The sequence below is a fragment of the Herbaspirillum sp. SJZ106 genome (assembly GCF_006715495.1).
Lineage (GTDB): Bacteria > Pseudomonadota > Gammaproteobacteria > Burkholderiales > Burkholderiaceae_D > Herbaspirillum.
The window spans coordinates 354,832-378,582 of record NZ_VFNI01000005.1; the positions used below are offsets into that span (position 1 = coordinate 354,832).

A 23,751-nucleotide genomic window follows, 5' to 3' on the forward strand; every position below is an offset into this window, starting at 1 on the left:
CCTATGCGGCAGTGAATCGGGGATCGAATTCCTGCGCGAACTTCTCGAAAGCGTCGACCGCAACCGGGCGGCAGAAGAAATACCCTTGGTAGGCATGGCATCCGGCAGCGGCCAGGAAGCTGCGCTGGGCATCGGTTTCCACCCCTTCGGCGATGACCCCCAGGCCCAGGCTCTGTGCCAGGTTGACGATGGTCTTGGCGATCGATGCATCGTTGGGGTCGATCAAGACGTCGCGCACGAAAGACTGGTCGATTTTAAGCTGATTCAGCGGCAGCCGCTTGAGGTAGGACAACGAGGAGTAGCCGATGCCGAAATCGTCCAGCGAGAATTCCACGCCGTAGGCTTTCAACGCGAACATCTTCTGGATGATGTCTTCGACGTTGTCCACCAGCAGGCTTTCGGTCAGCTCCAGCTTCAGGCGCCGCGGGTTGGCGCCGGTGCGCTCGATCGCATCGAGCACCGCCTGCACGAAATCCGGTTCGCGGAATTGCTGCGCGCTGACGTTGACGGCAATGGTCAGGTGTTCGGTATGCCGGTTCCGCGCCCAGGCGGACAACTGCTTGCAGGCGGTTTCCAGCACCCAGTTGCCCAGCGACAGGATCAGGCCGGTTTCCTCGGCCAGGGGGATGAAGTCGCCCGGCGACACCATGCCGCGCTGCGGATGCTGCCAGCGCACCAGCACTTCGGCGCCTGTCACGCCGCCGCCTGCGACCACCTGCGCCTGGTAGTGCAGCAGCAACTGGTCGCCTTCGATGGCCTTGCGCAGGCCGGTCTCCAGGGCGGCGCGCTCCAGCACCACGGTCTGCATCGCCGGGTCGAAGAAGCGCAGGGCATTGCGCCCGGTTCCCTTGGCTTTGTACATGGCCAGGTCGGCCTGCTTCATCAGCTCGTCCACCGAGGCCTGGCGGCCGCGGAAGATGGTGGCGCCGACGCTGGCGGTGGTCCGGTATTCGACTTCGTCGAGCTGGTAGGTGTTGCCCAGGGTGGCCAGGATCTTCTCGCCGATCGCCTTGGTCTGGTTGGCCGCTTCCTGCGGGTGTTCGTTCAGGCCTTCCAGCACCACCACGAATTCGTCGCCGCCCACGCGCGCCACGGTATCGTTTTCACGCACGCTGGCCAGCAGGCGTTGCGATACCTGCTTGAGCAGCAGGTCGCCTTTCTCATGGCCGATGGTGTCATTGAGCGTCTTGAAATGATCGAGGTCGATGAATAGCAACGCCGAGCAGGTCTTGCCGCGCGCGGACAGCGCGATGGCCTGTTTCAGGCGTTCCAGCAGCAAGGCGCGGTTGGGCAGGCGCGTCAGGGCATCGAAGGAGGCCAGTTCGCGGATGCGTTCCTCGGCCAGCTTGCGGTCGCTGATGTCGTGGTGGGTGCTGACGTAATGGGTGACGTGGCCGTCCTTGTTCTTGACGGCGGAGATGGTCAGCCATTCGGGATAAACCTCGCCATTCTTGCGGCGGTCCCAGATCTCGCCCTGCCATTTGCCGAAACGGCGGATGCTTTCGCGCATCTCCTGGAAGAAGGCGGGGCCGTGGCGGTCCGAGCGCAGCAGGTTGGGGTGCTTGCCGACGATCTCTTCGGCGCTGTAGCCGGTGATCTCGGTGAAGGCCTTGTTCACGCGCAGGATCTTGCTGTTGGCGTCGGTGATCAGCATGCCTTCGCGCGAATCGAAGGCCACCGCCGAGATGCGCAGCTCGGCCTCGATCTGCTTGCGGTCGGTGATGTCGCGGCTGCTGGTGCGAAAACCGGTGAAAGTGCCGTGCGGGTCGGTAATCGGCGCCGACGACAGCGACAGCCAGAATACCGAGCCATCCTTGCGCACGCAGCGAAATTCGACGTCTTCGCGCTTTTGGCCGTCCATGCACCTGGACAACTCGGCGCGGATGCGCTGTTCGTCTTCCGGATGCACGATGGTGCCGACGAAGTCCCGCATCGCCAGGCACTCCTCGACCGTGTAGCCGGTATAGTCGCGCACCGCATGGTTGACCCAGCGCGGGCGGCCGTCCAGGCCCCACCAGACCTCCCAGTTGACGGTGCAGTCGGCGATGGCGCGGAACTGCTCCTCGCTGGCGCGCAGCTCGGCGGTCATCTGCTGCGCCAGGCGCACCGCGCGCACGCGGGAAGACATCATCAGCCAGGCCAGCAGCGACAGCGTGATGCTCATGCCGATGCCGGTGGCGGCGATCAGGTGTTCGGCGTTGCGGCCGAACTGGACGGTGAAGCTGTCGAGCGCGCTCATGCTCAGCGTCCAGTTGTGGTTCGCCACCACCAGATATTCGGTGGCGGTGATGCGCGGCGGCCGCGCCTGCTGCTGCGGATCCTCATTGCGCGAACGGTAAAGCAAGGCCTGCGGCTCGGCCTCGACCCCGTCGTACAGCGAAAAGGCGATGCCGCGGGAGCTTTCGCCATACAGGCTGGCGATCACGTCGTTCATGCGAAATACCGCATGCACCCAGCCCAGCAGGTTGGCGCGGCGCTCGGCGATGGTGCCTTGCGGCTTGCCGCGTTCGTACAGCGGCAAATACATCAGGAAGGAGGGTTCGGTCTTGTTGCCGTTTTCCAGGTCCAGCTCGATCTTGCCGGAGATGGCCGCCATGCCGGAGTCGCGCGCTTTTTCCATGGCCGCGCGACGGATCGGATCCGACCAGTGGTCGAAGCCGAAGGGAATGCGGTTGCGGCCGATGTAAGGTTCGCGCAGGGTCAGGGGCGCGTAAGCGTCGCGGTCGCCGGACGGGCGGATCGCGTAGCCGTCCAAGCCTTGCTTGCGCATGCGTTCCAGGTGGGCTTCCAGGCGCCCGGCAGGTATCCATTCCTCGATCGAGATGGCCTGGATGCCGGAGAAATTGGCGTCCAGGTTCAGCGAGCTGACGTAATCGCGCAAGCTGTTGCGGTCGATGGCGCCGGTGGCGGAGATCAGCCCTTGCACACCATGCAGCATCTGCTCGTAGGACGCCATGCGCTGTTCGATGCGGCTGACCGTCTCGCGCAGCGCCGAAGCAAACTGCGTATGGAGCTCCTTGTTGGACGCCTGGCGCTCATGGTCCCAGGCGACCCAGGTCACGGCCAGCCCGGTGAGCAGGATCAGCAGCGGGAGCGCGGTCTTGCGGAGCCAGTTCACGGCTTGGCCTGGCCGACCATCGAAGCAGCCAGTTCCGGGTTGAAATATTTTTCGAAGATGCGCAGCACGGTGCCGTCGGCCAGCATGCCGTTGACCAGGGCGCGCCACTTTTCCTGCTCGGCCGGCGGCAGCGCCTTCCTGGACATGATCAGCCCATGCGGTACCGACGGGTCGCTCAAGCCGATGATGGAGGTGACATCGCGGATGCGTTTTTCCTGCACCGCCGGATAGTCGAAGGGCTCCATGATCATGCCCTGGATGCGGTCGAGCAGCAGGGCTTCATATAAGGGTTCGAGGCCGCCGGCCTGGCTCACGCGGTTGGCGGCGGCAAGCTTGTCGACCAGGCGGTTGGCATTGTCGCTGTAGCGGAAGCTGCGGATGACGCCGAGCTGGAAACGCTCGTTGCGCGCGAAGTCTTCCAGCCGCGCGATGCCGGAATCCTTGCGCACCAGCAGGTAATACTTGTTGCTGAAGTACCAGGCGAAGGCGGCGAACTGCTCGCGCTCGCGGCTGGCGATGCCCGACAGGCTGAAGTCCAGCGCGCCCGACTCGATCAATTGCCAGATGCGCGCGCGCGACATCAGGCTGACGTTGATCTGGCAGCCGCTGCGGCGGATCAGTTCATCGGCGAAATCCTTGTCGATGCCGGTATCGGTAGCCGACGAGTACAGCAAGCCGTGGTCGTGCAGCGCCAGCGTCAACGGGCGGGCGCAATCGGGGCCGGCAGGGGCGGCAGAAGCGGGTCTGGCGAACGGGAGCAGGGCAATCAGCAGGGCGGCTGCGCAGCCGGAAGAACGTACCGCGCGATTGCGAAAGATATGACTGAAAATACCCGCCCCCTATTTGTACTCCGCCATTGGGCATCCGGATGCCGGAGCGAAGGGGCGGCATGTGCCGCCTGCCTTCGTCCATTCGCCAGTGCCTCTCCCGATCGGCCGCGCAGGCGCAACCGTATGCTGATGCGCCGACTCCGACCCAGGTGCAAGAACCTGTTTGTGCGTGCACAAACAGGCCCTGTAAAGTGAGTCGATTTATTGAAAAAATTCTAGCTCGACGCCGAGCGATGTTACCCGAGCACAATGCAATCCGCAACACAATGCATCGACCTTTGCAATCGTCATGGATGAGCTTGCACAGGGCATGTGCGGCAAGTGCGGCAAGTGCGGAGAGCCTGCGTGTGCAGGCAAGCGGAGGGAAAATGGCGGGGCCCGAAGCGGGCTGCGAAAAATGCGAGTGATGGGAGTGATGGGAGTAGCGCCGCAGGGAGCGCTGCTCCGCGGCGCCAACGGCAGGGCGCGGCGGCGGCCGACGGCCGGCCGCCGATGGCACGATCAGATGAACATGCCGCCCGATACTTCGATGCGCTGGGCGTTGATCCAGCCGTTTTCCGGGCGCAGCAGCGAGACCACGGCGGCGCCGATGTCATCCGGCCGGCCGGCGCGGCCCAGCGCGGTCTGGCTGGCGACGAAGGCGTTGAGCTCGGCATTGTCGCGCACGCGGCCGCCGCCGAAATCGGTTTCGACGGCGCCCGGCGCCACCGTGTTGACCACAATGCCGCGCGCGCCGAACTCCTTGGCCATGTAGCGCGTCATCACTTCCACGCCGCCCTTCATCGCGGCATAGGCCGCATAGCCGGGCAGGGAGAAGCGCGCCAGGCCGCTGGAGGTGTTGATGATGCGGCCGCCATCGGCAATCAGCGGCAGCAGTGCCTGGGTCAGGAAGAAGGTTCCCTTCAGGTGCACGTTGTACAGATCGTCGAAGACCGTTTCGCTGGTCTCGGCGATGCTGGCGTGCATGCCCATGCCGCCGTTGTTGACCAGGTAGGTGAGGCGTTCGGCGTTCCAGGTCTGCTTGAGCGCGGCGCGCACGGCATCGGCGAAGCCGGGGAAGCTGCGGCTGTCGGCCAGATCCAGTTGCAGGGCCACGGCCTTGGCGCCGGCGGCCTGGATGTCTTCCACGGTCTGTTCGGCGGCGGCGCGGTTGCCGACATAGGTGATGATCACGCCGACGCCGTCGCGCGCCAGGTGCAGGGCGGTATTCTTGCCCAGGCCGCGGCTGCCGCCGGTGACCAGGGCGATGCGGGGGGATGTGTTGTCTGCTTGGGTCATGCTGGGCTCCTGTCGATGAGATGGGATAGGGATGGGTCTGACTACGGAGCTCAGTATATTGAGAAGATTTTTGTTAATAAATTTCTTATTTAATATTAGACTTTTCAATATTGAATAATAATCGGAGCGCTCCTTGAACCAGCTCGACACCCTCCAGATCTTCCAGCGCGTGGCCGAACTGGCCAGCTTCAGCGGCGCTGCGCGCCAGCTTGGCCTGCCCAATGCCACGGTTTCGCTGGCGGTGCAGCAGCTGGAGCAGATGCTGGGCACGCGATTGCTTCAGCGCACCACCCGGCGCGTACAGATGACCGGCGACGGCGAAGCCTTTTACCGGCGCAGCAAGGAATTGCTGGACGATTTCGAGTCGCTGCGGGCGATGTTCCGGGGCGGCGGCAAGTCGCTGACCGGCAAGCTGCGGGTGGACATGTCCAGCGCCATGGCGCGCGAAGTGGTGTTGCCGGAACTGCCGGCCTTTCTGGAGCAACATCCGCAGCTGGAGATCGAGCTTTCCGCCAGCGACCGCCGCGTCGACCTGGTCGGCGAGGGATTCGATTGCGTGCTGCGCACCGGGACGCTGGACGACTCGTCGCTGGTGGCGCGCCCCATCGGGCATCTGGTGCAGATCAACTGCGCCAGTCCGGCGTATCTGGAACGGTATGGCGTGCCGCGCACACTGGAGGATCTGGCGCACCATAAGCTGGTGCATTACCGCCAGGTGCTGGGCGGCCGCTCCCCAGGCTGGGAGTGGTTCGATGGCCGCCAGACCCACTATGTGCCGATGGCCTGCAGCCTCACCGTCAACAGCACCGAAACTTATGACGCCGCCTGCCAGGCAGGCCTGGGCATGATCCAGCTGCCGCTCGTGGGGCCGACCAAGCGCCGTTTGCTGGCGCAGGGCGCGTTGGTGGAAGTGCTGCCGCAGTATCGCCCGGCGCCGATGCCGGTATCGCTGCTCTACGCCAGCCGCCGCCATGTGCCGGCGCGCGTGGCCGGCTTCATGGACTGGTTGCACGCCTTGATCCTGCCGCTGACGCAAGAAGGGCGGGCATAGTCCCCGGGTTCAGGCCTGCGCGGTGCGCCCGATCGGATCGATGGTGACGGTGCCGCGCCCGATTTCGATCACGCGGCCGCCAACCTGGATCGTGCCGTTTTCCGATACGGAAAGATGCAGGCGAGAAGGGCGATCGACCGCCACGCCCTGGTCGATCGCGTAGCGCGCCGGCAGCGCATGGCCGGTCGCCAGCAGCCAGCCGCCGAGGTTGGCGCAGGCCGAGCCGGTGCCGGGGTCTTCGGCCACGCCGCCGCCTTGCTTGGTGAAGAAATAGCGCGCCAGCACATTGCCCGGTTCCTTGTCATCGAAGGCGAAGACATACGCCGTCTTGCGGCCCAGGCTGCTTTGCGGCCAGCGTTCCAGCGCGCCGCTGTCGGGCTGGGCGCGGCGCACGGCCGCCGGGGACTTGAGCGGGATCAGGAACTGGTCGGCGCCGGTATCGACCCAGATGGGGTCGCCCGCGAGGTCTTCGGCCGACAAGCCGACCAGGGCCGCGACTTCGGCCGGCGGCAACTGCGAGGGCGCGGTCTTGGGGGCGCCGGCGCTGGGCGCGGTGAAGGTCCAGACATCGCCCGCGGCGTTCACCGGCACCACGCCGGCCTTGAATTCCAGGGTCAGCTGATCGCCGGTCTTGAACAGTTCGCGCACCACATGCGCCGTTCCCAGCGTGGGATGGCCGGCGAACGGCATCTCGTAGCCGGTGGTGAAGATGCGCACGCGCGCATCGGCTACCGCCGAGGGCAGGATGAAGGTGGTTTCCGACAGGTTGAACTGCAAGGCCAGCGCCTGCATGGTGGCGTCGTCGATGCCGCGCGCGTCTTCGAACACGCACAGGGGATTGCCGCCGAAGGTGGATTCGGCGAACACGTTGAGCAGGCGGTAGGCGTAGGTGGCAGGCATGGTGCTCTCGCAGTGATGGAGGAGCGGCCGATTCTATCGGCCGCCCATGTCGCGCGACAGATACAGTTCACTCATCCACGGCGATACAGTTGCGGCCGAGCTGCTTGGCTTTGTACAGGCGCTGGTCGACGGTTTCCATGAACTCGATGCGCTGGTCCTGGCCGGAAGGGATGATGGTGGATACGCCAAGGCTGATCGTGACCACTTCCGCCACTTGCGAAGTCTCATGCGGGATCGCCTCGTCCAGCACCAGTTTGCGGCAGCGTTGCGCCACCTGCAGCGCCGCCTTGGCATCGGCCTCCGGCAGGATCAGCACGAACTCCTCGCCGCCATATCGGGCGAAGAAGTCGCGTGCCCGGGTGGCTGCCTTGGACAGTACAGCGGCCACTTTCTTCAGGCATTCGTCACCGCGGATGTGGCCGTAATGGTCGTTGTACTGCTTGAAGTAGTCGATGTCGAGCATGATCAGCGACAGCGGCGAGCGATTGTTGAGCGCATTGGTCCATTCCACTTCCAGCGCCGAGTCGAACATGCGGCGGTTGGCCACGTTGGTGAGGCCATCGCGATAAGACAGCGCCTCCAGTTCCTTTTGCAGCTCGACCAGATGGGCCTCGGTCTTCTTGCGTTCGGTGATGTCGAACATGAAGCCGATCAGGGAATTCGGGCTGCCGTCCGGGTTGCGCACCACATGCACCACGTCGCGGATCCAGATGTGCTCGCCGTCGCGCGTGAGGGCGCGGTAGTCGGCCTCGTGGTCGATGCCGGACTTCGATTGCGAGATGCAGAAATTGACTACCGCTTCGCGGTCTTCCGCATGGATGCGCATGGCCCAGTCCTCGGCGCTGACCCAGCTCTCCGGCGTCCAGCCCAGCAGTTCCTCGATCTGCGGGCCGATGTAGGCGAATTTCATCGTGCTCCAGTCGATTTTCCACGGAATCGCCTTGGTCGATTCGAGCAGCGTCTTGTAGACGGTGCTGTCGGGTTCCATCTGGTCTTCGGTCCGTTCGCTCATGTTGTTATGTGAGGTAAGTGGCTCAAGAATTGTTGGCACATGGAAATTCACGCGTATTGCTTGCTGCATGGAGCAGTATCAGCATGCATCAACCATTCCATGTGAAGCCGCATGCGCGCATTGGCGGCGGACAAGCATGCACAAGCATACCGCGTATGGATGAGCATCGGATGAAATCCAGGGGAGGCAAGCCGCCGCGCCCAATGATCCGGCGGAAACGGTGGGGTATCATTTTTCCTTATGGCCCTATCCCCAATCGGTATTTCCATGTCCGGGCAACACGGGGATAGACTTCAGTCACAGCAGTTTTCGAGACGGGGATTGTTGTGATGACCGCTACCACGGTCGAAGTGTCTGGCAGTGATGCGCCGTACCCGGCGCGGTAATGACAGGCGCTATCTGAATCAAAATTTTGGAGACAAGCAATGGAAATCCGTTCGGCAGCTGAGCCTGTCGGAACGACGGCGCCAACCGTAGAAGGCGTTCGCGATTCCGATCTGGCTGCGACCCAAGTGAGCGCTCACTCGCCGGTCCCCGGTAATACCGAGGAAACCGCCGGCAACCCCGCGACAGGCGGCTTGCATACCGCCGTTGCACATGCATCTGCAAACCGCATGGGCGGTTCTCCCGACATTGTCCCGCTGGCGCCCGTCAGCCTGGACGACAAATACACCGCCACCGCAGGCTCGATTTACCTGTCTGGCATCCAGGCCCTGGTGCGCCTGCCGATGCTGCAGCAAATCCGCGACCAACAGCTCGGCCTGCATACGGCCGGCTTCATCTCGGGCTACCGCGGCTCGCCGCTGGGCGGCCTGGACGAGGCGCTGTGGAAGGCGCAGCCTTATCTGGCGGCGCACCGCGTCAAGTTCCAGCCCGGCGTCAACGAAGACATGGCCGCCACCGCCGTCTGGGGCACCCAGCAGGTCAAGCTGATCGGCCCGTCCGAATACGACGGCGTGTTCGCCATGTGGTACGGCAAGGGCCCCGGCGTGGACCGCTGCGGCGATGTGCTCAAGCACATGAACCATGCCGGCACCTCCGCCCACGGCGGCGTGCTGCTGGTGGCCGGCGACGACCACGGCGCCTATTCCTCGACATTGCCGCACCAGTCCGACCACATCTTCTCGGCATCGATGATCCCGATGCTCTATCCCTGCAACGTGCAGGAATACCTCGACCTCGGCCTGCACGGCTGGGCCATGTCGCGCTATTCCGGCTGCGTGGTGGGCTTCAAGGCGCTGGCCGACACGGTCGAGTCGAGCGCTTCGGTGGACGCCAATCCGTTCCGCATCGATATCCAATATCCGGCCGACTTCGTCATGCCCGAAGGCGGCTTGAACGCTCGCCTGTCGACCGACACGCTGGGCGTGCAGGCGCGCAAGCAGGAAGCGCTGATGCAGGACTACAAGATCTACGCGGCGCTGGCCTACGCCCGCGCCAACAAGCTCAACCGCGTGATGATCGACAGTCCCAGGGCGCGGCTGGGCATCATCGCCTCCGGCAAGTCCTACCTCGATGTGCTGGAGGCGTTGTCCGAACTGGGCATCGACGAAGCCTTCGCGGCCGAGATCGGCCTGCGCCTGTTCAAGGTTTCCATGCCCTGGCCGCTGGAGCCGGAAGGCGTGCGCGAATTCGCGCAGGGCCTGGACGAGATCCTGGTGGTAGAAGAAAAGCGCCAGATGGTCGAATACCAGTTGAAGGAGCAGCTCTACAACTGGCGCGACGACGTGCGCCCGCGCGTGATCGGCAAGTTCGACGAGAAGGGCGAATGGGTGGCGCCGCGCGGCGAGTGGCTGCTGACTTCCAAGGCCGACTTCTCGGTGGCGCAGATCGCCCGCGTGATCGCCGCGCGCATCGCGCGTTTCCACACCAGTGACCTCATCAAGGCGCGCCTGGCGTTCCTCGACGCCAAGGACGCGGTGCTGTCCAAGGCGGTCAACACGCCGCCGCGCCCGGCTTATTACTGCTCGGGGTGCCCGCATAACACCTCGACCAAGGTGCCGGAAGGCAGCTTCGCGCTGGCCGGCATCGGCTGCCACGTGATGGCCACCGCCATCTATCCTGAATTCAACAAGCTGACCACCCACATGGGCGGCGAGGGCGCGCCCTGGATCGGCCAGGCGCCGTTCTCGCAGGTGCCGCACGTGTTCGCCAACCTGGGCGACGGCACCTATTTCCACTCCGGCTACCTGGCCATCCGCGCCGCCGTGGCGGCCAAGGTCAACATGACCTACAAGATCCTCTACAACGACGCCGTGGCGATGACCGGCGGCCAGCCGGTGGACGGCACGGTGTCGGTGCCGATGATCGCGCAGCAGATGGCGGCCGAAGGCGTGCAGCGCATTGCGCTGGTGTCGGAAGACATCGCGCGCTACACCGACCGCTCCAACCTGCCGCCGGCGGTCACCGTGCACGACCGCAAGGACATGGATGCCGTGCAGCGCGAACTGCGCGAGCTGCCGGGCGTGACGGTGATCATCTACGACCAGACCTGCGCCGCCGAGAAGCGTCGCCGCCGCAAGAAGGGCGAATTCCCCGACCCCAACCAGCGCCTGTTCATCAACGAGGCGGTGTGCGAAGGCTGCGGCGATTGCGGCGTGCAGTCCAACTGCACCTCGATCCTGCCGCTGGAAACCGAATTCGGCCGCAAGCGCGCCATCGACCAGTCGTCCTGCAACAAGGATTACTCGTGCGTGAAGGGTTTCTGCCCCAGCTTCGTCACCGTCACCGGCGGCAAGCTGAAGAAGTCGAAGGCGGGCATCATCAGGAAGGGCGAGGCCGACGATTTCGGCGCGCTGCCGCAGCCGGCGCTGCCGTCCTGCGACACGCCGTTCAATATCCTCATCAACGGCATCGGCGGCACCGGCGTGATCACCATCGGCGCCTTGATGGGCATGGCCGCGCACCTGGAAGGCCGTGGCGCTTCAGTGCTGGACATGACCGGCATGTCGCAGAAGAACGGTTCGGTAACGTCGCACGTGCGCATCGCCGCCACGCGCGAGGCCATCCGCGCCCAACGCATCGCCACCGGCGAGGCCGACCTGATCCTCGGCTGCGACATGCTGACCGCCGGCTCCTTCGACGCCATCTCCAAGATGCGCCCGGGCCGCACGCGCGCCGTGGTCAACGTGCACCAGCAGCCGCCGGGGCAGTTCGCCAAGAATCCGGACTGGCAATTCCCGTTCGAGGAAGTCAAGGCGCTGATCGTGGAATCGGTGGACGGCCAGGCCGACTTCATCGACGCCACCCGCCTGGCCACCGCGCTGATGGGCGATTCGATCGCCACCAACCTGTTCATGCTGGGCTACGCCTGGCAGCGCGGCGAATTGCCGCTGACCGAGGCATCGCTGCTGCGCGCCATCGAGATGAACGGCGTGGCGGTGGACGCCAACAAGACCGCCTTCCTGTGGGGCCGCCGCGCCGCGGTGGATCTGGCCAAGGTGGAAAAGATCGCCGTGCCGGCCCAGCCGGTGGTGCTGCGCATGCCCGAGACGCTGGACAAGCTGGTCAAGCGCCGCATCGCTTTCCTGACCGATTACCAGAACGCCGCCTATGCCGCGCAGTTCGCCGAAGTGGTGGAAGCGGTGCGCGCCGCCGAAGCGCCGCTGGGCGGCGACAAGCTGGCGCTGGCGGTGGCGCGCAACCTGTCCAGGCTGATGGCCTACAAGGACGAGTACGAAGTGGCGCGCCTGTACACCGACGGCAAGTTCATGCAGCAACTGGAGCAACAGTTCGAGGGCGACTTTGCCTTGAGCTTCAATCTGGCGCCGCCGATCTTCGCGAAGAAGGATGCGCAGGGCCGCCTGCTCAAGGCCAGCTACGGCAGCTGGATGTTCAAGGCCTTCAAGCTGCTGGCCAGGATGAAGGGGCTGCGCGGCACGGCGCTGGACATCTTCGGCCGCACCGAAGAGCGGCGCATGGAGCGGCAACTGATCGTCGATTACCGCGAGATGGTGCTGGGCCTGCTGTCGCGGCTGGACGCCTCCAACCATGCCCTTGCCATCGAACTGGCGCAGTTGCCGGACCAGGTGCGCGGCTATGGACATGTCAAGGACAAGGCGGTAGCGGCGATGCGGGAGCGTCGGGCGAGTTTGCTTGCCGCGTTCGGCAAGGTTGGCACCGGCAGTCCTGCATTGGATGCGGCCGCTTGAAGCAACTGGATAAAGCCGCTGGATCCTGACATTCGTCAGGATGACGGAGCGTAGTTTGTACGCCGTCATCCCGGCCAGGCCGGGATCCGGTGGCGTTGCCGTTTCCGGTAAGACAATGCCCTCAATGTCGCGCCAGCGACAACCCCATTTCCCAAATTCCATTAATCTAGACCGATATCAAGACCAAAACAGGAGACAAGCATGGACTTCGAACTCAACGAGGATCAACTGGCTTTCCAGCAAAGCGCGCGTGACTTCGCCGCCGGCGAGATGGCGCCGTTTGCCGCCAAGTGGGACGAGGAAGCGCATTTCCCGCTGGACGTGATCGCCAAGGCCGGCGAGCTGGGTTTCTGCGGCCTGTACACGCCGGAAGAGGTCGGCGGCCTGGGCCTGACGCGGCTGGATGCCACCGTGGTGTTCGAGGAACTGGCGCGCGCCTGTCCGTCCACCGCCGCTTATCTGACCATCCACAACATGGTGAGCTGGATGATCGCCTCCTGGGGCACCGCCGCCATCAAGGCTGAATGGTGCGAAAAGCTGGCGGCCGGCCGCAAGATCGGCTCCTACTGCCTGACCGAACCCGGTTCGGGTTCCGACGCGGCCTCGCTCAAGACCACCGCCAGGCTGGTGGACGGCCACTATGTGCTCAACGGTTCCAAGGCCTTCATCTCCGGCGCCGGCTCGACCGACGTGCTGGTGGTGATGGCGCGTACCGGCGGCGAGGGCGCCAAGGGTGTTTCAGCCATCGTGGTGCCGGGCAATGCTCCCGGCATCGGCTACGGCAAGAAGGAAACCAAGATGGGCTGGAACAGCCAGCCGACCCGCACCATCAGCTTCGACAACGTCAAGGTGCCGGCCGACCACCTGCTGGGCAACGAGGGCGAGGGTTTCGTGTTCGCCATGAAGGGCCTGGACGGCGGGCGCATCAATATCGCCACCTGTTCGGTCGGCGCGGCGCAGGCCGCGCTTGATGCCGCGCACGCCTACATGAAGGAGCGCAAGCAATTCGGCCGCCCCATCGCCGACTTCCAGGCGCTGCAGTTCAAGCTGGCCGACATGCAGACCGAACTGGTCGCGGCGCGCCAGATGGTGCGTCTGGCGGCGGTCAAGCTGGACAACAAGGCGCCCGGCGCCACCACTTATTGCGCGATGGCCAAGCGCCTGGCCACCGACCTGGGCTTTCGCATCTGCAACGAGGCGCTGCAAATCCACGGCGGCTACGGCTACATCCGCGAATACCCGCTGGAACGCTATTTCCGCGACGTGCGCGTGCACCAGATCCTGGAAGGCACCAACGAGATCATGCGCGTGATCGTCTCGCGCCATCTGCTCAATAGCGACAACCTGGACGACATCCGATAAGCGATTCCCCGAAAGGCATTCATGCGTACCTATACCAATCTCAAGCTGGAAAAGACCGGCCACACCGCGGTCCTGACATTGTCCAACCCGCCGGCCAACACCTGGACCCGCGATGCGCTGGCCAGCCTGACGCAACTGGTCAACGACCTCAACGCCGACCGCAACATCTACACGCTGGTGGTGACCGGCGAGGGCGAGAAGTTCTTTTCCGCCGGCGCCGACCTGAAGCTGTTCGCCGACGGCGACCGCGCCATGGCGCGCGAGATGGCGCGCCGTTTCGGCGAGGCGTTTGAGACGCTGTCCAATTTCCGCGGCGTCTCGATCGCTGCCATCAACGGCTACGCCATGGGCGGCGGGCTGGAGTGCGCCCTGGCCTGCGACATCCGCATCGCCGAGGAACAGGCGCAGATGGCCTTGCCGGAGGCGGCCGTGGGCCTGTTGCCCTGCGCCGGCGGCACGCAGAATTTGCCGTGGCTGGTGGGCGAGGGCTGGGCCAAGCGCATGATCCTGTGCGGCGAGCGCGTCAATGCCGAGACCGCCTTGCGCATCGGCCTGGTGGAGGAGGTGGTGGCCAGGGGCCAGGCCCGTGCGCGGGCGCTGGAACTGGCGCTGCAGGCCGAGAAGCAAAGCCCGTCATCGGTGGCGGCCAGCAAGAAGCTGATCCAGGGCGCGCGCCACAATCCGCTGGGCACCATCTTGCAGACCGAGCGCGAACTGTTCATCGACCTGTTCGATACGCAGGACCAGAAGGAGGGCGTCAATGCCTTCCTGGAAAAATGCAGCCCGGTGTGGAAGAACGGCTGACGATGCCGATTTGATTCCGATGTCGCGAGTCATCCATCGCCGGCCTTGCGCCGGCGATTTTCTTTAGGGCGGCACGTCCTGACAGCCGCTCTCCCAGTCGCCCTCTGTTTCGGTATCATGCTGGCTTTAGCTTTAGCCTTCGCTCGCCTGCTGCCATGACCATCGCCTACAAGACCGACGTCGCCCTCACCGTCGAGCAGTTCATCGACGTTCTTTCGCGCACCTCGCTGGGCCCGCGCCGTCCGCTGGACGACCTCGCATGCATGCAGGGCATGGTCGAGAACGCCAACCTGCTCGCCACCGCCTGGGACGGCGAACTGCTGGTCGGCGTGGCGCGCTGCGTGACCGATTTCACCTATGCCTGCTACATGTCGGAACTGGCGGTCGATGAAAACTACCAGCGCCGCGGCATCGGCAAGGAACTGATCCGCCATGCCCGCAGCCGGCTCGGCCCGCGCTGCCGCCTGCGCTTGCTGGCCGCGCCCGATGCGGCCGACTACTACGGGCATATCGGCTTCGCCCACAGTCCGCGCTGCTGGGAGCTGACGCCGGGCAATGAACTCAAGTGAATTTTTGGACACCGACAAGACCATGATTGAAATCCAGCCGTTTTCTTCCGAACATTCCGCCGGCGTCGTCGACGTCATCCTGCCGATCCAGCAACAGGAGTTCGGCATTCCCATCACGCTGGAAGGCCAGCCCGACCTGAACGACATCTCCGGTTTCTACCAGAAGGGCAACGGCAATTTCTGGGTGGCGCTGGATGGCGAAAAAGTCGTGGGCACGGTCTCGCTGCTGGATATCGGCAACGGCCAGGTAGCGCTGCGCAAGATGTTCGTCGCCGCCAGCCATCGCGGCAAGGAGCATGGCGCCGCCAAGCGCTTGCTGGACGGCGCGATCGGCTGGGCCAGGGAGAAGGGGGTGACACAGATCTACCTGGGCACCACCGCCAAGTTCCTGGCGGCGCACCGTTTCTATGAGAAGAACGGTTTCGCGCTGGTCGAGAAAACCGCGCTGCCGCCCGCGTTTCCGGTGATGGCGGTGGACACGCGCTTCTATGTGCTGGATTGCGGCTGACCGAGAGGCTTACAGCTGGCGCCCGCTTTTCACGCCGAAATAGAACCATTCATTGCCGGACAGCGCCTTGGGGTTGGGGAAGACGATGTAGCCGTCATCCGGCGCCGTCACTGCCGCGCCGCCGTGGCGATGGCCGATGGTCTGTCCCTTGGTCACGCGGTCGAAGCTGGCCCATTCGCGGGTGAAGGCATCGTCCGGATGCTCCATGTCGATCACGTCGACCAGGCGGATGATCTCGATGTTTTCCCGAGGCGGCTCCAGCGGCACATCGATCATATCCAACAGCGCCAGCGTTTGCCGGATCGCCTGGTAGGCCACTTCCGGTGCGCGCGGATCGTCATGCTGCCCGCATTCCAGCGTGATGCCATAGGCGCCCTGGGTGCGGGCGAATTCGGTGGTGCCTACGCCATAGTTGCGGTCCAGCAGGTCCGGCGCGCTCACTTTGCCTTCCTGGCGGCGGCGTTCCACGCCGCGCGCATAGGTAGCCATCCATCCTTCCACGATGCGTGTCGTTCCCAGGTGGGCGGCCATGCGCTGTTCCGCCTGGGCATGGGCGAAGGGCTCGATGTCGCCATCGTTGTCTTCCGGCCCCAGCATGGCGAAAGGCACGCCGGCGGTATGGAACGAGTGCAGGTCGAGCAGCACATCATGTTCGGCGATCCACGGGCACAGCAGGTTGGATATCCGGTCTTCGAAATTGGCGGGAGCGGGATTGATCCGCATGTTGCGGTTGAGATTGCGTTCGCCCTGGCGCTGCTGGTTGCGGTAGGCGAGGGGATTGGTGACCGGCACCAAGGTCAGCAGGCCGCGCGCGATGGCGAGGTCGCCGCTGTCCAGTTCTCGCAGCAGCCGTTCGATGGCGCGCGTGCCGCAAGTTTCATTGCCGTGTACCGCGCCCAGCACCAGCAGGTGCGGGCCGGGTTCAAGCGCGGCGAATTGGTGGCGTTGCAAGGTGCTGGGGATGCTGCTGGAAATCATGAGGGAATCTGTCGTTCTGGTAATAGATGAAAGATACTCCGGTTCGCGCCGGCGCGCATCTTTCATCCATCGGCCTGCTTTAATCGATGCGCTCCCAGCCGGGCGTCGCACAAGAGGCAACCGCATCATGCGGATGCAGGCTTTCGTGATGGCTGACGGTGACCGAGCAGGCGCCGAAATTTTGCTCCAATGCCCGCCGCAGGCGACGCGCGGCATCTTCCACGTACATCAGGTTGGCGCCGTTGAGCAGGGCGAACGCCTGCTCGTCGGCGCGCTTGACGGCGGTCTGCACCGGCGTGGCCAAGGCCGTTTCGGCGCAGTCGATCAGTGCCGAGACCGGCAGGGCTGCGGCATCGGGGGAAAGCCGGATGCGCACCTCGGCTTCGCTGCGCTGGCTGTGCGGCGTGGCCAGGCTGGCCCTGGCGGAAATCCAGTCGAGCGCGTCGCCGCGCGCGACCAGTGCGGTATCGTCGAAGTCTGCCGCAAAGGCATCGCGCACCGCCTGGCGCGACAGGGCGGCCGAACAGGGGCAGGTGGAGGAATACTGGATGCGCACCGCAAGTTCCACCTGCGTGGCGTGGCCGCGCTGCACCGCCTGCACGCTGGCCGGATAACTTTGCCAGCCTGCCAGCTCGGGCGTGCGCAGCGCCGGCCGTTGTTGCAGCAAGTCGAACGCCAGCCCGAGGCGGGCCGCGCGCGATCCGCAGTCGGCGTGGCTTTCGATCATGCCGAGCAGCAGCCGCCGCAGCGCGCGCGGCGACAATTCCCCATGCCGGGCGAACTCGCCCAATAAACGGTACAGGCGCGACATGTGGATGCCTTTGGCGAGCGGATCGGGCAAGTCCACGGCAAGCTCGGCCGTGGCCGCCAGCGGTGCGCCTGATCCGCTTTCCCGGCCGCCCGGCGGCAACGGGATGGCGATGCCGCGCATGCCGACCCAATCCAGCGCCAGAGCGATGGCTGAACTTTCGTGGCGGGCCACATCGGGCAGCGCGGAGGCCACGCTCAACCCCATAGCGGGAACGGATCGGCCATGCGCGCCCAGCCCAGCGGGCCTTGCGCCATTTCGGCATCGTCCAGCAGGCAGGCATCGAGCCTGGCGCGCAGCATGGCCTGGTCCAGCGCCATGCCGATGAGCACCAGTTCCTGGCGCGCATCGCCGACGTTTTCGTCCCATTGCGCCATGATGAAGTCGACCGACTCCTGGTCTTGCGGCCATTGCTCGCGCGCCACGGCGGCCCACCATTTGCCCGCCAGCCCGTGCCGGCATACGCCGCCCGCCTGCGACCAGGAACCGGCCTGCGCCGGCCGGCTGGCCAGCCAGAAGAAGCCCTTGGAACGCACCACGCCCGGCCATTCGGTATTGATCAGGTCGAAGAAGCGCTGCGGGTGGAAGGGGCGACGCGCGCGGTAGGCGAAGCTGGAGATGCCGTACTGTTCGGATTCGGGAACATGTTCGCCGCGCAGCTCCTGCAGCCAGCCCGGCGCCTGCTGTGCCTGTTCGAAGTCGAACAGGCCGGTATCCAGGACCTGCTCTAGCGCCACGCTGCCGAAGATCGCGGTCTCGATGCGGGCGCGCGGATTGAGGCCGCGCAGGATGGCGGTGAGCCGTTCCCGCTCCTGCGGCGACACCAGGTCCAGCTTGTTGAGCACCAGCACGTCGCAGAACTCGATCTGTTCGATGAGCAGGTCGACCACGGTGCGGGTGTCTTCCTCTCCCAGCGATTGGCCGCGTTCTTCCAGGCTGTCTTGCGAACTGTAGTCCTTGAGGAAATTGTAGGCATCGACGACGGTGACCATGGTGTCCAGCCGCGCCACATCGGACAGGCTGGCGCCATCCTCGCCGGTGAAGGCGAACGTCTCGGCCACCGGCAGCGGTTCGGAAATGCCGGTGGATTCGATCACCAGCTGGTCGAAACGCCGTTCGCGCGCCAGCTTGCGCACTTCCAGCAGCAAATCCTCGCGCAGCGTGCAGCAGATGCAGCCATTGCTCATTTCCACCAGCTTTTCATCGGTGCGCGACAACTCGGCGCCGCCGTTCCTGACTAGGGCGGCATCGATATTGATTTCCGACATGTCGTTGACGATGACGGCCACGCGACGGCCTTCGCGGTTATTGAGGATGTGGTTGAGCAGGGTGGTTTTGCCGGCGCCGAGAAAGCCCGAGAGCACGGTCACGGGAAGCCTGCCGTCGGCAGGTCGCAAGGTGGTGGTTGGCATGGGAATAGGGGTGTGGGCGTCAAAAGGGAACGGTCAAAAGGGAACGATGGGAATCGACTGGGTTAAATGCAACTGAGTTGCGTAATATCCCATAAATGCAACAAAGTTGCAAATTTCGCCTGCGATGGGCTCCCCTGAGAAAAAAGCCGCTTCGTGCTAGCATTGCGCCTCGCAATCAGGAGGCTTTTTGATGTCCAATCTCTTTCCTTACAAGGGAAATTCCGTCATTCCACAGGTCCAAAAAATGGACAATGGAAAATTCATGGCCTGCTTCGTGATCCACGAAGGCAAGGACAGCAGCGGCAAGCTGCGCTACCAACGCAAGTCGCCGACCAACGAGTTCGATTCCGAAGATGAGGCCATTGCCTACATCCTGGATTTCTCGGGCGACTGGATCGACCAGAACCCCCTCTAAGCCAATGCCGCCGGCAACGCGCCAGGCAACGGGCCATACGGAAGAGCCGCATATTGCGGTAATGCCGTTCAGTTAAGCGCTGAACGGCATTTTTGTTTGTGATTGCGAAGTCCAGACTCCGTTCGCCCTGAGTAGCTGCGCAGCAGCGTATCGAAGGGCAGGCAAGACCGGGAATGCTGGCACGCTGGCGCGCTGGCTTCGATACGGCCCTGGCGGGCCTACTCAGCCCGAACGGGATAGGGGGGATGAGTGCTTCAGAATCAGCCTTCACTGAACGGCATTGCGCATATTGCGGCTCTTTTTCATTGCGATCCCATCCGGTGAGCCGTTGGGCCGGTTTTCACCCGGTACCGCCCGGTTCGTGCGACAAATTGCCGCATTCGCAGCGCATGGCGCGCGGCCTACAATGAGTCGCTTATTCTTGCCACTTCCATGCATCCCGTGATGTCTCATCGGGGACACGATTTCCTGCCATGACCACCCATACCTACCAGCCGGTCGCCGGCGTGGCCGACCAGCGCAAGAGCGCATCGGCACTGGCGGCCTTGCTGCTGCGCCTGCATTTCTACATCGGCCTGTTCGTCGGCCCGTTCATCCTGGTGGCCGCCGTCACCGGCACGCTGTTCGTGGTGACGCCGCAGATCGAGGCGCGCTGGTATGCCGACCAGCTGTTGAACCGCTCGCAAGGCGTCGCGCAGCCGCTGGCGGCGCAGGTGACCGCGGCACAGAGCTATATCGGCGAAGGGCCGCGCCTGTTTGCGGTGCGCCCGGGCAAGGAGCCGGGCTGGAATACGCGCGTGATGTTCAGCCAGGAGGGACTGGGCGACTCTGAAAGCCGCGCGGTCTTCATCGATCCCGTGAGCCTGGCGGTCAAGGGCGACCTGATCGTCTATGGCACCAGCGGCACGCTGCCTTTTCGCACCGCGCTGGATTACCTGCACCGCAACCTGATGCTGGGCAGCCTGGGCCGCAATTACAGCGAGCTGGCGGCATCGTGGCTGTGGCTGGGCTCGCTGGGCGGTCTCTGGCTGTGGTGGAGTGCGCGGCGCAAGGCGCGTCCTGCCGCGCGCCGGCCGATGAATGCGCGCCGCCTGCATGCGTTGCTGGGGCTGTGGATCGTGGTCGGGCTGGTGTTTTTCTCGGCGACCGGGTTGACCTGGTCGAAGTGGGCCGGCGGACACGTCAACATGCTGCGCGCTGCAATGGGATGGGTGACGCCTTCGGCCTCGATGCAGTTGCAGTCCTCCGGCGCTGGCGCTGGCGTCGATGCCGATGCCGGCATGGGCGAGCATGCCGGGCACATGGGGCACCATGGACAGGCCGGCATGGCCATGCCGATGCCCGCGGGTGGCGACCCGGCGCGGTTCGACCTGGTGCGGTCGATCGCGCGCCAGGGCGGCATCGATGCCGGCGAGATCGAGATCCGTCCTCCGCGTGCGCGGAACCAGGCGTGGATGGTACGCGAAGTCGACCGCTCCTGGCCGACCCAGGTCGATACGGTGGCAGTCGATCCGGAGCGCATGGCCATTACCAGCCGTGCCGATTTCGAGACGTTTCCGCTGGTGGCCAAGCTGATCCGCTGGGGCGTCGATGCGCACATGGGCATCCTGTTCGGCGTGTGGAACCAGATCCTGATGGCCGCCTTCGGCATTGCGCTCACGGCCATGATCGTGCTGGGCTATGTGATGTGGTGGCGCCGCCGTCCGGCTGCCGGATCCGCCCTGGCGCCGCTGTCCGAGGCCTTCATGCGGCTGCCGCCGGCGCAGCGCACGGCGGTGGGCGCGCTGGCCATCGCCCTGGGGTGGAGCCTGCCGCTGATGGGGCTCAGCCTGTTGCTGTTCTTGCTGGCCGATGTGTTGCGCTGGCACTTATCCCGTCGCTTGGCCCGTCGCTGAGGTCATCCGTCTCGAACCATTCGCTGCCGCGTTGCACGAAAGACTGCGACGCCGCCAGCGAGAAGCTGTTCTCCCCGGGCTCCCAGCCCAGCCTGTGCACCGCGATCCGGTGCGCCTCAATCCGCAATACATTGAATGAATTGGCTTCGCCGCGCCCGCGGGTGGAAGTGGCCGTGCCGGCCTGCACCACCAGCGCCGAATAGCCCGGGATGTTGTAGCGCCCGGCGCTGCTGACGGCCGAGCTGGTATGCGCATGGCCCGCCAGCAGCAGGTCGGCGCCGCAGAGCGCGAAGGCGCGCATGGCGGGCGCCGCCTTGCCGACCAGGCTGTGGTGTTGCGGCCCGGGCGGCAGGTCGAAGGGATGGTGGGTGACGATGATCTTGACCATGTGGTCGCCGACGGCGGCCAGCTGGCGGCGCGTGATTTCGATCTGGCGGTCGTTGACGCGGCCATCCTTGATGGTCAGCGAGCGCGCGGTGTTGATGCCGACCACCACCATCTCCTCATCCATGAAAACCGGGTGCAGATCCGCCTCGATATGGCGGCGGTATTTGCGCAGCGGCTGCAGCAGGCGCGCGGCGATGTTGAACAGCGGCACATCGTGGTTGCCCGGCACCACCAGTTGCGGCTGCGGCAGGGCATCGAGGAAGCGGCGCGCCTGCTTGAACTGGGCGCTGCGCGCACGCTGGGTCAGGTCGCCGGACACCACCACCAGGTCGGGCTTGAGTTCATGTACCTGCGCGATCAGCGGCGCGATGATGGCGGCGTCGATGCGGCCGAAATGCAGGTCCGAGAGGTGGATGATGGTGCGCATCAGTCGTCCTTTCTCCATGTCGGCGCGATGGCCGCCTGGGCTGGCCCGGGAATGGGGCGGGTTGCGCGATCCGGCACGATCACTTCCAGCGAGGCCGGGCGGATGCGGTATTGCAGCGGCGTCTGCATGATCGTGACTTCGCCGTCGGTGGCCACCAGCATGCGTTTCTTGTGGGTTTCGATCAGGATTTCGCTGGCCGTGAGGACGTCGAAGTCGTGCGCCTCGTGCAGGCGTCCGAACAAGGCGTTGACGGCCAGGCGCAGGAGGCCGAGGCGGCCGGTGCGGTGACAGACGTAGAGGCTGAGCTTGCCGTCCATGAGCGAGGAGCGCTTGCCGATATCGAGCCCGCGCATCAGGTATTCGTTGTTGCCGATGAAGACCAGGGGCGTATGCCGCCAGTGGTCGCGGCCGCCGATATGCAGGCGCACCCGCAGGAAGGGGTAGCGCCGCAGCGCGCCCATGGCGGCCCAGCTGAAGGCCAGCCATTTTCCGCGTCCCAGGCGGGATTGCTGTTTTTCCCGCTCGCGCACGATGTCGGGGTACAGGCCCAGGCTGGAATTGTTGATGAAGGGAATGCCGTTGACTTCGCCGCTGTCGACGCGGATGCGCCGGCCGTTGGCGATCGCGGCGATGGCCTCGTCCAGCGCCAGCGGGATGCCGAGGTCCTTGGCGAAATGATTGAGCGTGCCCAGCGGCAGCACGCCCAGGGCGCTGCCGCAAGCCGCATCGGCCATCAGCGCCGAGGCCACCGCGTTGACGCTGCCGTCGCCGCCGCCCACGGCGACGATCCCGATCCTGTCGCGCACGGCTTGGCGCGCGGCGGCCAGCATTTCTTCGCCGCTGGCCGCAAGGCACACGCTGGCGCGCAAGCCATGCCTGGCGAACTCGGCGGCGATGTGTTCGGCCAGTTCCTGCGCATGGCCGCCGCCGGCCGTGGCATTGATGGTGGCGACCACGTCGGGGCGGCCCAGGTTGGCATCCTGTTGCTGCTTGCCTGCCGGAAATCCGGCGGGGGTGGTTTTTCCTGGCGGCTGATATGTCGTCATAGGCGGCATCGCAAAAGGGCCGGCCATGCGCCGGCAATCAGTTGGAGCGCGCCCGCGCCCGATAGTGCCGGTGCAGCGTGAAAATGGCCGTGGTGCACAAGGCGAACCAGGCCGTGCCCAGCAGCATCGCGCTCAGCACATCGCTCAGGAAATGGGCGCCGAGATAGACCCGGCTGAAGGCCGTCAGCAGCACCAGCAGCAAGGCCGTGCAGACGATGGCGGCCTGCGCGCCGCGCCCGGCCAGCGCCGGCAGCCGGAGCAGGTAAGCCGCCAGCATCGCATACAGCAAGGTGGCGCCGATCGTGTGGCCGCTGGGAAAGCTGTAGCTGTGCAGCACCAGGATCGGATCGTCGAAATGCGGGCGCAGCCGCATGAAGACATGCTTCAAACCGAAATTGAGCAGCATGCCGCCCGGCAGCACCAGCAACAGGTCGGCCGCCCAATGCCACTGCCGCCGGCGCAGCATATGCCACAGCAGCAGCGCTCCCATGGCCAGCACGCCGATGGTGCCGTGCAAGTGGGTATAGCCGAGCACCAGCGTCGTCAGGGGCGAAAAGGCATGGCGGTTGAACCAGTCGGCCAGTTGCTGGTCGAGCCGCGCCAAGGCGCCATGGGTCGTGATTTCACAGGCGATCAGGGCGAACAGCAGGGCGGTGGCGGCCACGGCCAGTATGCCGGTGGTCAGCGGCAGGCCGAGGTGATGGCCGCGCATGAGGCGCGCCTGGAGGAATCCGCGGGGAGAGGGGGATGGGTTGTGTGTCCGATATGTCATCCGGACATTCTAGCGCGGCGCGAAACCC

The 23,751-nt window shown here is 65.0% G+C and carries 19 protein-coding genes; 8 read left to right on the forward strand and 11 right to left on the reverse strand.

The features are described 5' to 3' along the window. Position 1: 1 nt before the first annotated feature. The 3 genes from FB598_RS17035 to FB598_RS17045 form a co-directional block, all read right to left on the reverse strand. Positions 2-3,118: an EAL domain-containing protein gene (locus tag FB598_RS17035; protein ID WP_141916756.1), complete on the reverse strand. Its 3,117-nt coding sequence runs from the start codon at positions 3,116-3,118 to the stop codon at positions 2-4. After that, on the reverse strand, positions 3,115-3,891 hold the full coding sequence (locus FB598_RS17040) for an ABC transporter substrate-binding protein (protein WP_221292507.1): 777 nt from the start codon (positions 3,889-3,891) through the stop codon (positions 3,115-3,117). Before FB598_RS17040 ends, FB598_RS17035 begins: the two co-directional genes overlap by 4 nt. Before the next feature lie 558 nt (positions 3,892-4,449). Beyond that, positions 4,450-5,226, reverse strand: coding sequence for an SDR family NAD(P)-dependent oxidoreductase (locus FB598_RS17045; RefSeq protein ID WP_141916760.1), 777 nt, complete (start codon positions 5,224-5,226; stop codon positions 4,450-4,452). 133 nt (positions 5,227-5,359) lie between these two features. Between FB598_RS17045 and FB598_RS17050 the strand changes: the two genes are divergently transcribed. After that, complete coding sequence (locus tag FB598_RS17050) at positions 5,360-6,277, forward strand: LysR family transcriptional regulator (protein ID WP_141916763.1); 918 nt, start codon at positions 5,360-5,362, stop codon at positions 6,275-6,277. A gap of 9 nt (positions 6,278-6,286) precedes the next feature. Here the strand turns inward: FB598_RS17050 and FB598_RS17055 are convergent, their stop codons facing one another. Continuing rightward, positions 6,287-7,177: a PhzF family phenazine biosynthesis protein gene (locus FB598_RS17055; RefSeq protein ID WP_141916766.1), complete on the reverse strand. Its 891-nt coding sequence runs from the start codon at positions 7,175-7,177 to the stop codon at positions 6,287-6,289. A gap of 67 nt (positions 7,178-7,244) precedes the next feature. Then, entirely contained in the window at positions 7,245-8,189 is a 945-nt protein-coding gene (locus FB598_RS17060) for a sensor domain-containing diguanylate cyclase (protein ID WP_183405877.1), read from the reverse strand. A gap of 614 nt (positions 8,190-8,803) precedes the next feature. On the opposite strand from FB598_RS17060, the gene FB598_RS17065 reads away from it, so the two are divergent. The 5 genes from FB598_RS17065 to FB598_RS17085 all read left to right on the forward strand — a co-directional run bounded on the left by FB598_RS17065 (position 8,804) and on the right by FB598_RS17085 (position 15,583). Then, positions 8,804-12,340, forward strand: a complete 3,537-nt coding sequence (locus tag FB598_RS17065) for an indolepyruvate ferredoxin oxidoreductase family protein (RefSeq protein WP_141916768.1) — start codon at positions 8,804-8,806, stop codon at positions 12,338-12,340. Between the two features lie 201 nt (positions 12,341-12,541). Continuing rightward, complete coding sequence (locus tag FB598_RS17070) at positions 12,542-13,702, forward strand: acyl-CoA dehydrogenase family protein (protein WP_141916771.1); 1,161 nt, start codon at positions 12,542-12,544, stop codon at positions 13,700-13,702. Positions 13,703-13,723: 21 nt separating this feature from the next. Next, complete coding sequence (locus FB598_RS17075; RefSeq protein WP_141916773.1) at positions 13,724-14,506, forward strand: enoyl-CoA hydratase; 783 nt, start codon at positions 13,724-13,726, stop codon at positions 14,504-14,506. 155 nt (positions 14,507-14,661) lie between these two features. Further along, the gene (locus FB598_RS17080) at positions 14,662-15,075 is read left to right on the forward strand and encodes a GNAT family N-acetyltransferase (protein WP_141916776.1); all 414 of its coding nucleotides are present in this window, start codon (positions 14,662-14,664) and stop codon (positions 15,073-15,075) included. A gap of 22 nt (positions 15,076-15,097) precedes the next feature. Beyond that, the gene (locus FB598_RS17085; RefSeq protein WP_141917068.1) at positions 15,098-15,583 is read left to right on the forward strand and encodes a GNAT family N-acetyltransferase; all 486 of its coding nucleotides are present in this window, start codon (positions 15,098-15,100) and stop codon (positions 15,581-15,583) included. A 9-nt stretch (positions 15,584-15,592) separates the two neighbouring features. Here FB598_RS17085 and FB598_RS17090 read toward each other — a convergent pair whose 3' ends face one another. The 3 genes from FB598_RS17090 to zigA form a co-directional block, all read right to left on the reverse strand. Further along, positions 15,593-16,561: a succinylglutamate desuccinylase/aspartoacylase family protein gene (locus tag FB598_RS17090; RefSeq protein ID WP_141916778.1), complete on the reverse strand. Its 969-nt coding sequence runs from the start codon at positions 16,559-16,561 to the stop codon at positions 15,593-15,595. Positions 16,562-16,640: 79 nt separating this feature from the next. Continuing rightward, a complete protein-coding gene (gene folE2 / locus FB598_RS17095) occupies positions 16,641-17,564 on the reverse strand; it encodes a GTP cyclohydrolase FolE2 (RefSeq protein ID WP_183405887.1) in 924 nt (307 codons plus the stop codon). A 2-nt stretch (positions 17,565-17,566) separates the two neighbouring features. Then, positions 17,567-18,781, reverse strand: coding sequence for a zinc metallochaperone GTPase ZigA (gene zigA / locus FB598_RS17100; protein WP_141916783.1), 1,215 nt, complete (start codon positions 18,779-18,781; stop codon positions 17,567-17,569). A 244-nt stretch (positions 18,782-19,025) separates the two neighbouring features. On the opposite strand from zigA, the gene FB598_RS17105 reads away from it, so the two are divergent. Then, complete coding sequence (locus FB598_RS17105; RefSeq protein WP_255464059.1) at positions 19,026-19,196, forward strand: hypothetical protein; 171 nt, start codon at positions 19,026-19,028, stop codon at positions 19,194-19,196. Positions 19,197-19,669: 473 nt separating this feature from the next. Beyond that, the gene (locus FB598_RS17110; RefSeq protein ID WP_141916789.1) at positions 19,670-21,091 is read left to right on the forward strand and encodes a PepSY domain-containing protein; all 1,422 of its coding nucleotides are present in this window, start codon (positions 19,670-19,672) and stop codon (positions 21,089-21,091) included. Here the strand turns inward: FB598_RS17110 and FB598_RS17115 are convergent. Genes FB598_RS17115 through FB598_RS17125 form a run of 3 tightly spaced genes read right to left on the reverse strand, consistent with a single transcriptional unit; the run spans position 21,021 to position 23,663 of the window. Beyond that, the gene (locus tag FB598_RS17115; RefSeq protein WP_141916792.1) at positions 21,021-21,905 is read right to left on the reverse strand and encodes a metallophosphoesterase; all 885 of its coding nucleotides are present in this window, start codon (positions 21,903-21,905) and stop codon (positions 21,021-21,023) included. The genes FB598_RS17110 and FB598_RS17115 overlap by 71 nt on opposite strands. Next, on the reverse strand, positions 21,905-22,951 hold the full coding sequence (locus FB598_RS17120; RefSeq protein ID WP_141916796.1) for a diacylglycerol kinase family protein: 1,047 nt from the start codon (positions 22,949-22,951) through the stop codon (positions 21,905-21,907). Before FB598_RS17120 ends, FB598_RS17115 begins: the two co-directional genes overlap by 1 nt. Positions 22,952-22,988: 37 nt before the next feature. After that, complete coding sequence (locus tag FB598_RS17125; RefSeq protein WP_255464058.1) at positions 22,989-23,663, reverse strand: phosphatase PAP2 family protein; 675 nt, start codon at positions 23,661-23,663, stop codon at positions 22,989-22,991. Positions 23,664-23,751 lie beyond the last annotated feature (88 nt).

Coding starts and splice junctions, on each gene's coding strand:
- FB598_RS17125 (WP_255464058.1), bottom strand. CDS start 23,663: ATGCGCGGCCATCACCTCGGCCTGCCGCTGACCACCGGCATACTGGCC.
- FB598_RS17115 (WP_141916792.1), bottom strand. CDS start 21,905: ATGCGCACCATCATCCACCTCTCGGACCTGCATTTCGGCCGCATCGAC.
- FB598_RS17065 (WP_141916768.1), top strand. CDS start 8,804: ATGGGCGGTTCTCCCGACATTGTCCCGCTGGCGCCCGTCAGCCTGGAC.
- FB598_RS17055 (WP_141916766.1), bottom strand. CDS start 7,177: ATGCCTGCCACCTACGCCTACCGCCTGCTCAACGTGTTCGCCGAATCC.
- FB598_RS17070 (WP_141916771.1), top strand. CDS start 12,542: ATGGACTTCGAACTCAACGAGGATCAACTGGCTTTCCAGCAAAGCGCG.
- FB598_RS17075 (WP_141916773.1), top strand. CDS start 13,724: ATGCGTACCTATACCAATCTCAAGCTGGAAAAGACCGGCCACACCGCG.
- FB598_RS17110 (WP_141916789.1), top strand. CDS start 19,670: ATGACCACCCATACCTACCAGCCGGTCGCCGGCGTGGCCGACCAGCGC.
- FB598_RS17045 (WP_141916760.1), bottom strand. CDS start 5,226: ATGACCCAAGCAGACAACACATCCCCCCGCATCGCCCTGGTCACCGGC.
- FB598_RS17085 (WP_141917068.1), top strand. CDS start 15,098: ATGATTGAAATCCAGCCGTTTTCTTCCGAACATTCCGCCGGCGTCGTC.
- zigA (WP_141916783.1), bottom strand. CDS start 18,781: ATGCCAACCACCACCTTGCGACCTGCCGACGGCAGGCTTCCCGTGACC.
- FB598_RS17120 (WP_141916796.1), bottom strand. CDS start 22,951: ATGACGACATATCAGCCGCCAGGAAAAACCACCCCCGCCGGATTTCCG.
- FB598_RS17080 (WP_141916776.1), top strand. CDS start 14,662: ATGACCATCGCCTACAAGACCGACGTCGCCCTCACCGTCGAGCAGTTC.
- FB598_RS17060 (WP_183405877.1), bottom strand. CDS start 8,189: ATGAGCGAACGGACCGAAGACCAGATGGAACCCGACAGCACCGTCTAC.
- FB598_RS17105 (WP_255464059.1), top strand. CDS start 19,026: ATGGACAATGGAAAATTCATGGCCTGCTTCGTGATCCACGAAGGCAAG.
- FB598_RS17090 (WP_141916778.1), bottom strand. CDS start 16,561: ATGATTTCCAGCAGCATCCCCAGCACCTTGCAACGCCACCAATTCGCC.